Raw genomic sequence first — 13,099 nt, forward strand, 5'->3', positions numbered from 1 at the left:
TGGCTGGTTGCCCTGCTCAGTTGGCAGGCTGCTCGGCTACAGCTTTCTCGACGAACCGGCGGGTCTGATCGAACGCCGCGGGCACCTGGACGGAATTGGTCATGTCACTGATCTCGGACCACCGTTCGGCGACGACCTCAGGGGAGAGTGCGCCTTCGGGGATGTACACGCCCTGCGACTCTTCCATGCGAGCGATCGCGAAGACGCCGGCGCCGGCGCTGAGGATGGTCTTCGTCGGTGCGTCATCGGAGACCATGAACAGTGCGCCGGGTGAAATCGATTCGGGTGCAAGCAGAGCGAGAGTCTTCTCGTCGAGGAGGTCTTCGGTCATGCGGGTCGCGGCGGTCGGGGCCAGCGAGTTGACGCGGATGCCCTTGCGTTCGCCCTCGATGGCGAGAACGTTCATGAGGCCGACGACGCCGGACTTCGCGGCGCCGTAGTTCGCCTGGCCGAAGTTGCCGTAAATTCCCGATGCCGACGTAGTCATGAGGATGCGTCCGTAGTTCTGTTCGACCATGTGCGGCCAGACTGCCTTGGAACAGATGACGGAACCCATCAGATGCACGTCGATGACTTTGCGGAAGTCGTCGAGCTCGGCCTTGATGAACGACTTGTCGCGCAGGATTCCGGCGTTGTTGATCAGGATGTCCACGCGGCCCCACTTGTCCACGGCCGTCGCGACCATGGCGGCAACGGCGTCGACGTCGGTGATGTCGCAGTGGTCCGCGATGGCCTCGCCGCCCAGCTCGACGATTTCCGCCACTACTTTGGCTGCTGCGGTATCAGCGCCGCCACTGCCGTTGACCGAGCCACCCATGTCGTTGACGACGACGCGTGCGCCGCGTGCGGCGAGGGCCAATGCGTGTGAACGGCCGAGTCCGCCGCCTGCGCCCGTGATGATCGCTACCTTGCCGGAAAAATCCAACGACATTGGAAAACCTCTCTGATCTGGGATACTACTCAGTATTACTATGCGAAAGTACGGAATCAGTCAAGGTCCGACCGTTGAGTGAGGAGGAATCGAAGTCGTGAGTAGTCAGACGAGTAGTGATGTGCCGGACGTGCGATCCGCGATCATCGCCAGCGCCGCTGACGCCTTCGCCGAAGACGGTTACGCGGCCACGACTGTAGATTTACTGGCCGATCGGATCGGTGCCACCAAAGGTCTTGTCTACTATCACTTTCGCTCGAAGTTCGACATTTACCTGGCAATCTACGAGCGCGGGATGAGCATGCTTCGCGCCGAGGTCCAGGCTCGGATGGACGGAGCAGACAGCGGCCTCACGCGTCTCGAAGCGATGTCGCACGCCCACCTGGTCAACCTCATGACACATCTCGGGTATCACCACACGATCCACCAGGGGGTCCGGGGTCAGATGAACTCCGCGCTCAAGCCGAGGCAACAGCAAGTCCTCGTGGAACTGAATTCGCTGCGACTCGACTACGAGAATCTGTTCGTCGACGTGATGACCGAAGGTGTCGCGGATGGTTCCATTCGTGTGCGCTCACCGCGAATGGCGGCAAAAGTACTCCTCAGCAGTCTCAACGGCATCGACCTCTGGTACCGAAGGCGTGAAGGGCAGACGTTGGTGGAGACGGAGTCTTTGGCGGACGAGATCGTCGAACTCTTGGTCGGCGGATTGCGCGCCGCGAGCTGACTGAAAGCTGCATTCACCGTGCGGGTGACCTGACGAGACAACGACGATCCGGTTCGCGGTGTGTGTCGACCAGTATCGGCGCTATCTCCGGCACTGGGCCACGATTTTTGCCGCCGATTCCAATCGCGACAGGGTCGACATTCGGGCAACTACCTTACTTCCCCGAAGAGGACGTCAACTGCGCTCTGCAATCGAGTTGCAACAGCACACCCGGATCAGTGCTTGCACGTGATATTTGACGCAGACGCCGAGCGCCCCAAACGAGTCCTATCGGCATTATCCAGACACTCTCATATCCAAAACACCACACATCGACGCCGATTCTATGGTTCCACCCAGTCGATGTCTGGATCTTCACCGCCGAGCACCGACATGTCGACAGACCTCATACCGCTCCTGCTTTCGAACGCCAGAACACGACTGACGCCCGCCCGTACAAGAACCGCACGCACTTGACGACCCCCGCGCCGTCCCTTCGGAGGTCCACTGCTGTTCATCGAGTGCGCGACATCTTTGTGTTGTTCTGTCGTCCGCACGTCGCGAGTTGACCTTCATTCGTCGCCTGTACGTGGCAGTCGGGACATCGTGGTGAGCTGTGGGGCGAAGCGCGGATCGTCAGCCTGTCGAGGGCCGAGGATGCCGATAGCGGACCACAGGAATAGTGCGGGTGTGAATGGCCCCGATAGCTGTAGTGGGACAGAATTTTCGAAGACGAGCTTCACGGTCCAGCCATGCGGATGCGGGTAGAACTCACTGACTCCGCTGAAGTAGAAGCTGAGCCATCCGTGGGAACGTATGTGGCACAGGAAACGTTCGTTGGTGACGATGGCCGAAACTTGTTGGTGCGCGCGCCAGGTGACTTGGGATTTTCGTCGCAAACTGATCCCCGGAGCCGCCTGGTCCCAGTTTGCTAGCCGTCCATGGTACCTGTATGGGGCTGGATAGGCCGACTCGCTCGCGGCAACGAAGGGGATCGGCGTAGTGACGGCATGCCCTTGTTGCCCGCATGGGTGGTGTGTTGTTCCTCGAGTCGCTGCTGTTGCCTTTCTGGCGAGTGCGCGCATCCGTGACGGCGTCGGTGCGGACAGCAATGCCTCGGTCGATGCATGGATGGTGTGCGTGGTGGATTCGTCAGTTTCGCGCGAGTAGACGGTGATGTGGAGCGGCATGGCAGAGATGCTCGGCTACAGCTATTCCGTTGCCTATCGTGATGCCGAGCTGGCAGCGCAGCCATGGAGCCGTTACCCCACTGGCTAAGGCGAGTGGGGTATTGGGAAGCGTCAGGTCCAGCGTCGATGCGGGCGGCGTAGAGGTCTTTCAGATTCCGGTGGTTCGTCCGTACCGGTGCAGAGCAGCGTCGAGGGCGCAAGTGATGCTGGCGGCAAGCATAATTGCCAAAGTCGCATTTATTCGGTTGAGCTGGGCGGTGCTGGCGTCGTGAATTGTCACGTGTCGAGACAGCGACGTCGGTGCTGGATTTGGGTCGGACGGGTCCCACTGAACCAGAAACGGAACTACTGCCGCCATTGGCATGAAGAACCTCAGCAAAGGCCAGAGTGAAGCCTCGTCGGACTCGTCGAGCGCCAAACTCTCGCGCATCTCTTTATACCGCCCTGATACGTGGGTTTTTAGATAGCTGTCTGTGACCACGACCGCCAGCGCCTGGGCTGCCTCGTAGTGCCCGTCTTCAAACGCGTCGATCGCATTCAACACCAATTGGGCTCGGTCGGCGACCTGGCTGTCGACGGGGTTTTTCAGGGCCGTGCGGCAGTCGCTACAGATGTCCTCGTAACGGTCGTCGAGAATGCTCAGACGACCCTCGAAGTCAGCCGCGCCGAGTAATGCGACTACTATTTCGGCCCTTGGGACGTAGACGAGGGGGATCCCTTCTACTTCGGTGACCTGCTTCAGCTTTGCCAAGTCGAGACCTACGTCCTCCGACCAGTTCGGCGGCCGGGCATCCCGGACCATTGCGGTGGCCATCTCCGCGATCTGAGTGAGGCCGGGCATAGCGGGTGCGAGAACTTCGGAGATGTTCTTGCGAATCTGGTCGAGATGTTTGCCGATTTCGTTGTCGTACTGATTCATGAACTGTTCGATTTGAGGGCGCGCGTTCGCATACTGTTCCATAGCCCGCCGGATCTCATTGTTCATGGGCAGAGTGTAAAGCTCGTGAGGCAAAAGCGATCGGTTTGTGCGCAGGTGGCGATTGCCCGCCCTGGCTTTTGCTCCGCCGTCGCCGGGCGGAGCGGATGCGCGACTACCCCCTGCTTCCGACGCTTCCGCAGATTTCCGACCCGTCGGTCACCAATTCGTCAAGCTGAGTGAGGTAGCGACGTCCGCAACATGAACGGCGAGCCCTGCGACCCGGCCTGGCTATGAACCTGGGTATATAACGGTCCCGTCGTGAACCCCTTAGGTCTCTCGGATTATAGGATCGCACAGTGCCTTGGTATCAAACTGCAGGAATCTTGATCGCTGCCGCGTTTGCGTTGCTGAGTCTTCCGAAGCTCCTGTTCGATACTTTTGATGCCGCCCCACTGTTGCGTCATCGGATGCTGTCGATGTCCGCCGCCGCAGAAAAGGCGACTGCGCCGGGCGCGAAAATGGTTTTGGCCGGCCATGCCGATGCTCTTGCAAACCGTCTTGCAGCCGTTCATACGATCAGATACAGCGGCCGAGACAAGTGTGTGATCGGCGGCGTGGGCGTAGCGGTTCCGATTTTGTGGGGGGCAGCGCTGGTTATCTGGTCGCCGGGCCTGATCGCCACACTGGCGGTCATCGTGGTAGGGACCTTGCTCCTCCTCACAACTCAACCCCGACTGGCGGCGGTCCAAGGGAGCAGGAGACTCTTCGCTGAACTTGGCTGTCCGAAGCACCTGCAACGCCTCGCGGTGCCGTCATTTCGGGATTACATGTGGAACCTTACAATCACTCCCAAAATCGTTCTGGCAGCTGCGATGCGGATCGAGCGTGAGTCCCCTCCTTCGCGTTTGAAGCTCAATCAGGTGACTTACGTGAACAGAGCGATCGCGGCCTTGGAGAGTAACTATCGACATGCAGTGCGCCCTCGATGAATGCCCGGAGCAAAATGGAGCGGTAGCCAGCTCGTTGTGCGGTCGGGATTGCTGGTGCCAAGCCAATTTTTAGCCACAGCTGAGTAGAGGCTTCGTCCTCGTCGGCCATGTTTCCTTCGCGAGGTGCGGCGCGAGATCGTCGATACCGGGCGCCGAAACCGCTCGTATCGTTGCGACCGCTCGTGCTCGGGCCAGAGGCAACGAGATTCCACTTCCGAGATTCCGTCTTAGCCTGGATGCCAACGGTAATCCGATCGGCCCGCAGCACGCCGGGCGATTCAATGGCCCGATCGGTTGAACCGAGGTGGAATGTGACCCGGCAGTCGCGTGGACTGATCGTTCCCAGTTCAAGGATTTCTGACGGAATCCCGGCGCGGAGGCAGTGGAGTCTCTCGGGTGTCATCGGTCGAAATAGGAGCACGAACCGTGGAAACGTGATGCGCAGTAGCTTGAGATCGCCATTGCGATAAATGATCTTCGATGTTTCGTGGTAAATTTCGTCCAACATTGAAATAACTTATAGGGGTGTCGGATGCGTGTCGCAAGAGTTGTGGTTAAGAATTTTCGAAGCCTGAAGGATATAGACATTTGCGTCGACGACTACACTGCCCTTATTGGTCCCAATGGCGCCGGTAAATCATCCGTACTGTACGCCCTCGACTGGTTTTTCAAGGGCGGTGGATTGACCGTCGACGATGTGCATAGATCGTCTGGATTAGGTGCCGCCGAGCGTGCTCAAGATGATGACGATAGGTTCATCTCAGTTGCTGTAACATTCAATTGTTTATCGCCGGTAGACAAGGAACGTCTCGGTAAGTATGGCATGGGAAGTGAAGCTGTTTTTCGGCGTACATGGATGGCTTCGAATAGCAGAGAAAAGATCATTGGTAATGCACTGCAAGGGCCCGGATTCTCTGCAGTGCGGGACAGTAAGAAAGTAGGTGAGTTCCGTCCAGCTTATGCAAAACTTCGTGAAAGTTTCAATGAACTTCCTGATCTGGGGCCGACGCCAAGTAAGGAAAGTTGCGAAACTGCACTTCGCGTATGGGAAATAGACGATTCCAATTTCGGTAAGCTTGAAGAAGTTTCCGACAGTGACGCCTCCCATTTGTTTGGCGTGAACGGAACTTCAGTTATAAGTCAATGCAGCCGAGCTATTCTCGTACCAGCTTCTCTGGACATGGCAGGCGAAGTCGGTGCGTTCGGAAAAAAGACAGCTCTGAATGAGCTGGTCGGTGCTCTCATGAGTGCTGCAGGCGAGAAGATTCACGCTGCATGGAGGATCAAGTACGTCCAAGAATTGGCTGAACTGCATGAATCTGTTCGAATAGGAATTGATAAATCAACTGCAGGTCGTGCAACGGCGGTAAATGCCCGACTGCAACAACTTATACCAGGAACGGAAGTTCGGTTTACTCCGACGATCCCCGAGTGGGTGCCGAAATCTGACGCTACGATAAGAACGGATGTTATCGTAAATGGCGTGGCCAACGACGTGGCTCGGCAGGGCCATGGCACTCAACGAGCTGTAATGATGTCTATGTTGCAGGCACTTGTTCCCGATGTATCTGATGCATCCGCTTCCCATATGGTACTCGACGAAGAGAGCGAGGTAGACGCGCAGAATCGGTTGAAGGAGGAGTTGGCCGGCCTGCCTTCTTTACTTGTCTGCATCGAGGAGCCTGAAATCTATCAGCACCCCGTGCGCGCTCGTGCGTTTGCGCGAGTACTCACGGAACTGTCCAACGATCCGAATGTACAGGTTATAGTGGCTACGCATAGTCCGTATTTTGTTCGACCTGAACAGTTTTCTTCGCTCCGACGTATTTCACTTGACGGTGCGACAACCAATGTATCTCAGGCGACGGTTCAATCTATCGCTGACGAAGTTGACAAGGATGTGGAAACCGTGCTGGCTACAGTAATGAAGCAGGTTCCAACGGGGTTTTCTGAGGGTTTCTTTTCTGATCGCGTTGTTCTTGTCGAGGGCGATACTGACAAGGCTATATTGGAAGTTCTGTGTGACCGGCTAGGCTTCCCTTTGGATGCTGCAGGTGTATCGATCGTTCATGTTGGCGGAAAAGGGAACCTGAAGATGTCTTATGCAATATTGAATTCTCTCGGTGTCCCTACTTATGTTGTAGTTGACGGTGATGCCCGGAATTCTCTGCGATCGGCTAAACATATCCCTGGGTCGGAGGGACAATTAGAGGCACGCAAGTCCCATAAATTGCAGACCGAAGACGCAATAAGCTGGATGAAGGGTGCAACGGAACTAGGTCTTAAATTTGAATGCGTTTCTACTTCCACTGATTTCTTTACTATATGGAACGATGATATAGAAACAGAGCTAGAAAATTGGTCTGATTTTGTGGACCAAATCAGCAAGGCTGGTGGCCAACTTCGCACTAAAAAGATGGCACATTATCGGGCGGCGGCTATCGGGGTTGAATTGGATGGCATGCCTGAATCTATTCGGGATTTCGTTAAATCAATTCGGTCTTTCGGAGAGTAGTGAATGGCTCGTGCTTGATTCGTTTCCGAACGTGTCATATCCGGTTCGGTGCGGCGGCATCCTGTCTGGGTGAATGCGTGCACAGCACATCGTAGCCGAGTAATGAATCGCAGCTGGAGATTCTGGGATACTCCTGTTTCTTTGGTAGTGCGTTTATCGGCGTGATTAACTGTCCGAGACATGGTCATGGCAAGATATATTGAGAAACCTTACCGAGGAGAATTTCATGGACTTCGAATCAGCGATTCACAACCGACAGTTGATCTCCTTCACATACGACGGCCTTCCCAGAGTCGTGCAGCCCGCCACATTTGGACACACAAACACAGGAAAGCTTTCGCTTCGTGCATGCCAAATCGGCGGCAATAGTCGTCGGAACTCCCTACCGTGCTGGGGGATGTATACCGTGGCGAAGATCATGGCCCCGGTTAATCATGGAACCATATTTTCGAACTTCGCACAGCCCGGGTACACGCGACTCGATTCTGCATTCGCTGCAATTATCGCTGAACACTAGTTCGGCGATAGCGATTTCGTTCCTGTGCGGCTATGTGGTTGAGGTAGTCATTGCGGGGAGAGATGGCGATTTGCCGAATGTAGATTCGGCTCGCCCAATTTCGGTTGGCACTCGCATGAGTCCACTGTCTTTCTGTGCGATGAAATGCAGAGCTTGACCTAAATGCTGGCGCGAAATGTGCTTGCGAGGCGCACTTCGGCGGCAGTAGCGCCGCAGTTGGTTACAGCGCCGACGTCGCACCGAAGATGAGGAGGTAATATGTAAATGGTTGAGACAGATTTTGGTCGACGTACACGGACTTTCGCAGCGCGAGTGGTCCGCCAGCAACGAACAGCAGTACAGCGCGAGCTGGCCGCCGCCTTCGGCGCTTTTCACCAGCCCGTGCCTGGTTCGCGTCGTGCCATCGACGCCGCATGGTTGGACGATCGAGGGCATCGTGAGATCGACGGACTCAAGGGAATCAATCGAGCACCGAACAGCCGAGCATCTTTTCGTCGATGAATCCCCAAGTGCCGGGTACTCCCGATTGAAGAAACCCATAGTGTTGGGGTACTGACGTTCGACAGTGATCGGCGTCGCCACGATCTTCTGAAGTTGTTCGGCTGACGTCGACGTTGTCGCGTCCGGGCCTGGTGATACCCGGACTGCCTGTGCGACCAGCCGCTTTTTTGAAGTAGTCAGCCAGTCCTACTGATTCTTCGCCGGCACGCTCGCTGGTTCAGCGACGCACTTCCCGCAATCGCCGTCGCGGTGTGCGCCAATTTCTTCGATGAACCAGTCATGAACGGCGGTTTTTGGCGGCGACGGCACCAATCTGAATTATCTTTGCAAAGCTGCCAGCTCCCATATATGCAGGATCTGAAGAGTGGCCCGTAGGCATCGCTGTGCGCGGGGATGAGTATTTCCTTTCCGCCGGCACGACCAACGTAGGTATCGCAGCACCGGCGACTTTGGCGCCTGGATTTCTGGCCATGATTCTTCAGTTTCCTCCGACCGGTTCGTGCTGTCCTGCGGCTTGTCGTGCTCTGGCAGTCGGGGTAGCATGTTGGCGTCGTGCGCGGACTTGCGTAGGAATTCAGGGAAGAGGAGGTGTGGCTGTAATGCGTGGCCAACCTCCGAGTACCAACTGAAGCTGTAGCCGCCCGGGTTGATCCGGTATTTTGCTGCAGCTTCATCGTGTGTTCATCGGCTTCGGCTTTGCTGTGAAGCAAGCGTCGTCGTTCACTCTTCCCTCGAAAGCTGTTCAGCATGCGCGAATTTCGTCGTTCACGTTCGGTACTGCCGCGTCGTTCCGCGGGGCTCGGTGACTCACATCCCGGACACTCGCGTGCCGCACGCACCGTCGTCAAGGCTGCCCCGCCCGAGGCGGTGGCGCCCGTCGAATCGACCGTCGTCAACAGCGGCGTGTACCGCGACGGCGAGCGGATAGCGTCACCGTCCACGCTGGCGGAAGCACTGTCATGCCTTCCGGATTCGCAGTCGATGGCGTGGATCGGCATGTACCGGCCCGACGACGCCCAGTTGTATGCCGCTGCACAACATTTCGACCTCCACGAACTGGCGGTCGAGGATGCGATCGTCGCGCACCAGCGCCCCAAGCTCGAGCGCTACGGCAAGACACTGTTCGTGGTCCTGCGTGCTGCGCGGTACCGCGACGAGACCGAGCGGGTCGAATTCGGCGAATTGCACATCTTCTGTGGTCCGAACTTCATTCTGACCGTCCGTCACAGTGAATCGCCGGATCTGTCGGCGGTGCGGACTCGCATGGAGAACGATCCTGACCTGTTGCGGTTGGGTACCGAGGCCGTTCTCTATGCCATTCTCGACGCAGTCGTCGACGGGTACGCCCCGGTGGTGGCCGGCCTGCAGAACGACATCGACGAGATCGAAACCGAAGTATTCAGTGGCGATCCCGGAGTTTCGCGTCGCATCTACGAACTGACCCGTGAGGTGATCGAATTCCAGCGGGCGACGCGTCCGCTGCTGGGAATGCTGCGTGGGTTGTCGGCAGGGTTCGACAAGTACCACACGGACGAGGAACTCCAGCGATACCTGCGCGACGTCACCGACCATGCGACGACTGTGGTGGAGCGGGCCGACGGCTTTCGTCAGTTGCTCGGAAACATCCTCACGGTGAACGCAACTCTGGTGTCGCAGAACCAGAACGAGGAGATGCGCAATCTGACGCAGGCAAGCTACGCGCAGAACGAGGAGATCAAGAAAGTCTCGGCGTGGGCGGCAATTCTCTTCGCGCCGACGCTCATCGGAACCGTGTACGGGATGAACTTCGACGACATGCCGGAACTGCACTGGCACTTGGGCTATCCGTTTGCGCTCTCGATGATGTTCTTGACCTGTGGAAGTCTCTACACGATCTTCAAGCGTCGGGGCTGGCTGTAGAAAGCGCCGGCTGTAGAAAGCGCTGTGCGCCTTGCCAACCGAGATCGGTTGGCAAGGCGCACAGGTGTTTTTCGGGAGGGCGCTCGAATCAGAGCGTTGCGACGCAGACCGTGAACTTACGTTCCGGGTGCTCGAATCCCGAGTCTGCCCCCGAACCGCATTCGTCGATCGACGTGGAGTTCTGCAGGATTTCGACGACCTCGACTACATTGGTGCCGCTGGTATCCGAGCATTCGATGCGGGCGGGCTCATCCATTCCGCTGCCGAGGTCCATGCATCCGCCGACTACCCAGTCGACGTCGAGACAGACAGCGCCCTGCTCGTCACCCGCGAGGGTCTCGTAGTAGTACGAGTCGACATCGGAGGCACACAGATCAGAGGTGGGAACCTTGGCGACCACCTTGTAGTTGGAATCCTTGCTACCGCAGTCCGCGTTGTCGATTTCTGCGGCCGTCGTGGTGCCTCCGAGCTTGACGCAATCACCGATCGACACGTCGATGTCGACGTCGCCGCCATCGTCCGAGCCCTCCTGGCCGGTGATCTTCGAGGTGGTCGGGGCCGCGGAGGTAGTGGTCGAATCGGCAACCGAGGAAGATGATTCCGCAATGGCTTTCGGCTCGATGTCGGAACCGCAACCGACGGTGAAGGCGGCGATTGCAGAAGTTGCGATCACCGCAGTGCAAAGTCGCCGGACGATTCCGGACATAAGGACCCCTTTGTTGATTCTTGGATAATTCTGTTGGTTCGTGGATTGTTCGGGACCTATTCCAATACATCGGTAGTCGAATTGCCAACCGGACTGTCAGTATGGGTAGGTGGAGCTACCCCTGATGCCGCCGCTTGCCCCGATGCTCGCGAAGGCTGCGGCCACTGTGCCGCCTCAGCCCGAGTCCGGTGACCCGACGTGGTCGTACGAGCCGAAATGGGACGGATTTCGAGCAATCATCTTTCGTGACGGTGACGAAGTGGTGCTCGGATCGCGAGGAGGAAAGGACTTGGCGCGGTACTTTCCCGAGGCGGTGGAAGCCGTCAAGTCTGAATTGCCCGAAAAATGTGTGGTGGACGGAGAACTGGTGGTTCCCCGTGAGATCGACGGTGTGACGCGCCTGAGTTGGGAAGCGCTCTCCGAGCGGATTCACCCCGCCGCGAGCCGCGTCGCATTGTTGTCGGAACAGACGCCCGCGCAATTTGTCGGGTTCGATTTACTGGCGCTCGGGGATCGCGACGTCTCGATCGAGGACTTCGGGGTCCGACGTGCGCTGCTCCTAGATTCCGTCGGTGGCGGGCCGAGTTGCAACGTCACGGCAGCGACGGCAGACAGCGCCGAAGCAATGGCCTGGTTCGAAACCTTCGAAGGCGCGGGTCTCGACGGGGTTGTCGCCAAGAAGCTGGCGGGACCGTACCTGTCGAACAAGCGCGAGATGATCAAGGTGAAACACGCCAGGACCGCGGATGTCGTACTGCTGGGCTACCGTCCCCACAAGAGTCAGCCAGGTATCGGGTCGATGCTTCTTGGTCTGTACGACGGTTCCGAATTGAAGATGGTCGGTGGCGCTTCTGCTTTCACCGCGGCGCGGCGGATCGAGTTGTTGGCCGAACTCGAACCTTTGCGCCTCGGGGACGACGTTGTAGCCGAGGGAGAGGCCAGCCGGTGGAGATCGGCCGCAGACCGCTCCTGGATTCCGCTTCGTCCTGAGAGGGTGCTCGAAGTGGCGTACGACCAGATGGAAGGGGAACGCTTTCGGCACGCTGCACGATTCCTGCGCTGGCGTCCGGACAGGGTGCCCGACGAATGCACATTCGATCAGTTGGAGGTTCCGGTGCGATACGACTTCGCGGATGTTCTTGCAGGCGGTAAGTGATGGCGAGCCCGGCAGAGGAACTGGACGTCGACGGGATCGCGGTCCGATTGTCGAGCCCGGACAAGATCTACTATCCGCAGTTGGGTGAGGACGGCGGAACCAAACGGCATCTTGTCGAGTACTACCGAACGGTGGCGCTGCAGGGTGCAGCGTTGCGGGCGCTCCAAGATCGGCCCACGCATCTTCAGCGATTCCCCGACGGCATCGAGGGTGAAGAGGTTTACCAGAAGCGGCTGCCGGCAAAGCGGCCCGAGCACGTCGAATCCTGCGAGGTCACGTTCCCGTCGGGTCGCAAGGCCGACGTCCTTCGAGTGCGAAGTGCTGCGAACATCGTGTGGGCCGCCAATCTCGGGACTGTCACGTTTCATCCCTGGGCCGTGCGGTGCCCGGACACCGACCACCCGGACGAACTGCGCATCGATCTCGATCCGCAACCGGGGACCGGGTTCGACGAGGCCGTTGCCATCGCGGACGAGGTCCTTCGCCCTCTGCTCGCCGAGTTGGGATTGGAAGGATTTCCCAAGACGTCCGGTGGCCGAGGCCTTCACGTCTACATCCCGCTCGAGGCGCGCTGGGATTTCGTCGAGGTCCGTCACGCGGGTATCGCCCTTGCTCGTGAAGTCGAGCGTCGTAGTGCCGATCGCGCCACAACCGCGTGGTGGAAGGAAGAGCGGGGTGAACGGATCTTCATCGACTTCAATCAGAATGCCCGTGACCGGACGATCGCGGCGGCGTATTCCGCTCGTAAGACGCCGATCGCAACTGTGTCGACGCCGGTGACCTGGGACGAACTGCGCGACGTGCATCCAGACGACTGCACCATCGCCACGGTTCCCGGCTTGCTCGCCGATCGTGGTGATCCGATGGAAGCCATGCACGACAAGGCCTTTGCCCTCGACGTTCTGTTGGAGATGTGGGAGAAGGATCTGGCGGCAGGACTGGGCGATCTGCCGTACCCGCCGAACTATCCCAAAATGCCCGGTGAACCCAAACGTGTTCAACCGAGCAAGGACCGCGATCGGAAGAACAAAGACGGGTAGCGTCAGAGGCGGACATATCGGGTAATTCGA

The 13,099-nt window shown here is 58.1% G+C and carries 10 protein-coding genes; 7 read left to right on the forward strand and 3 right to left on the reverse strand.

The genetic code is table 11. The features are described 5' to 3' along the window. Positions 1 to 16 precede the first annotated feature (16 nt). Entirely contained in the window at positions 17 to 931 is a 915-nt protein-coding gene (locus CPI83_RS05405) for an SDR family NAD(P)-dependent oxidoreductase (protein WP_019745228.1), read from the reverse strand. A gap of 97 nt (positions 932 to 1,028) precedes the next feature. Between CPI83_RS05405 and CPI83_RS05410 the strand changes: the two genes are divergently transcribed. Next, positions 1,029 to 1,658 carry a TetR/AcrR family transcriptional regulator gene (locus CPI83_RS05410; RefSeq protein WP_097386908.1) on the forward strand — a complete coding sequence of 210 codons (630 nt, stop codon included), beginning with the start codon at positions 1,029 to 1,031 and terminating at the stop codon, positions 1,656 to 1,658. Between the two features lie 1,317 nt (positions 1,659 to 2,975). Here CPI83_RS05410 and CPI83_RS05415 read toward each other — a convergent pair. Then, complete coding sequence (locus CPI83_RS05415; RefSeq protein WP_097386909.1) at positions 2,976 to 3,812, reverse strand: hypothetical protein; 837 nt, start codon at positions 3,810 to 3,812, stop codon at positions 2,976 to 2,978. A 290-nt stretch (positions 3,813 to 4,102) separates the two neighbouring features. Between CPI83_RS05415 and CPI83_RS05420 the strand changes: the two genes are divergently transcribed. From CPI83_RS05420 to CPI83_RS05435, 4 genes are all read left to right on the forward strand, one after another. After that, positions 4,103 to 4,735 (forward strand): hypothetical protein, encoded by a 633-nt coding sequence (locus tag CPI83_RS05420; RefSeq protein WP_097386910.1) that lies wholly within the window; start codon positions 4,103 to 4,105, stop codon positions 4,733 to 4,735. A gap of 532 nt (positions 4,736 to 5,267) precedes the next feature. Next, a complete protein-coding gene (locus CPI83_RS05425; protein ID WP_097386911.1) occupies positions 5,268 to 7,250 on the forward strand; it encodes an AAA family ATPase in 1,983 nt (660 codons plus the stop codon). 781 nt (positions 7,251 to 8,031) lie between these two features. Then, a complete protein-coding gene (locus tag CPI83_RS05430) occupies positions 8,032 to 8,268 on the forward strand; it encodes a hypothetical protein (protein WP_157920610.1) in 237 nt (78 codons plus the stop codon). A 747-nt stretch (positions 8,269 to 9,015) separates the two neighbouring features. Then, entirely contained in the window at positions 9,016 to 10,167 is a 1,152-nt protein-coding gene (locus CPI83_RS05435; RefSeq protein ID WP_007731382.1) for a magnesium and cobalt transport protein CorA, read from the forward strand. An 88-nt stretch (positions 10,168 to 10,255) separates the two neighbouring features. On the opposite strand, the gene CPI83_RS05440 is transcribed toward CPI83_RS05435, so the two are convergent. Beyond that, on the reverse strand, positions 10,256 to 10,873 hold the full coding sequence (locus CPI83_RS05440; protein ID WP_007731384.1) for a hypothetical protein: 618 nt from the start codon (positions 10,871 to 10,873) through the stop codon (positions 10,256 to 10,258). A gap of 109 nt (positions 10,874 to 10,982) precedes the next feature. On the opposite strand from CPI83_RS05440, the gene CPI83_RS05445 reads away from it, so the two are divergent. Both CPI83_RS05445 and ligD read left to right on the forward strand, forming a co-directional pair. After that, on the forward strand, positions 10,983 to 12,029 hold the full coding sequence (locus tag CPI83_RS05445) for an ATP-dependent DNA ligase (protein WP_097386913.1): 1,047 nt from the start codon (positions 10,983 to 10,985) through the stop codon (positions 12,027 to 12,029). After that, entirely contained in the window at positions 12,029 to 13,069 is a 1,041-nt protein-coding gene (gene ligD / locus CPI83_RS05450; RefSeq protein ID WP_003940248.1) for a non-homologous end-joining DNA ligase, read from the forward strand. The genes CPI83_RS05445 and ligD overlap by 1 nt, the downstream gene beginning before the upstream one ends. Positions 13,070 to 13,099: the final 30 nt, after the last annotated feature.

It is taken from the genome of Rhodococcus sp. H-CA8f (assembly GCF_002501585.1).
In the GTDB taxonomy this organism is placed as follows: domain Bacteria; phylum Actinomycetota; class Actinomycetes; order Mycobacteriales; family Mycobacteriaceae; genus Rhodococcus_F; species Rhodococcus_F erythropolis.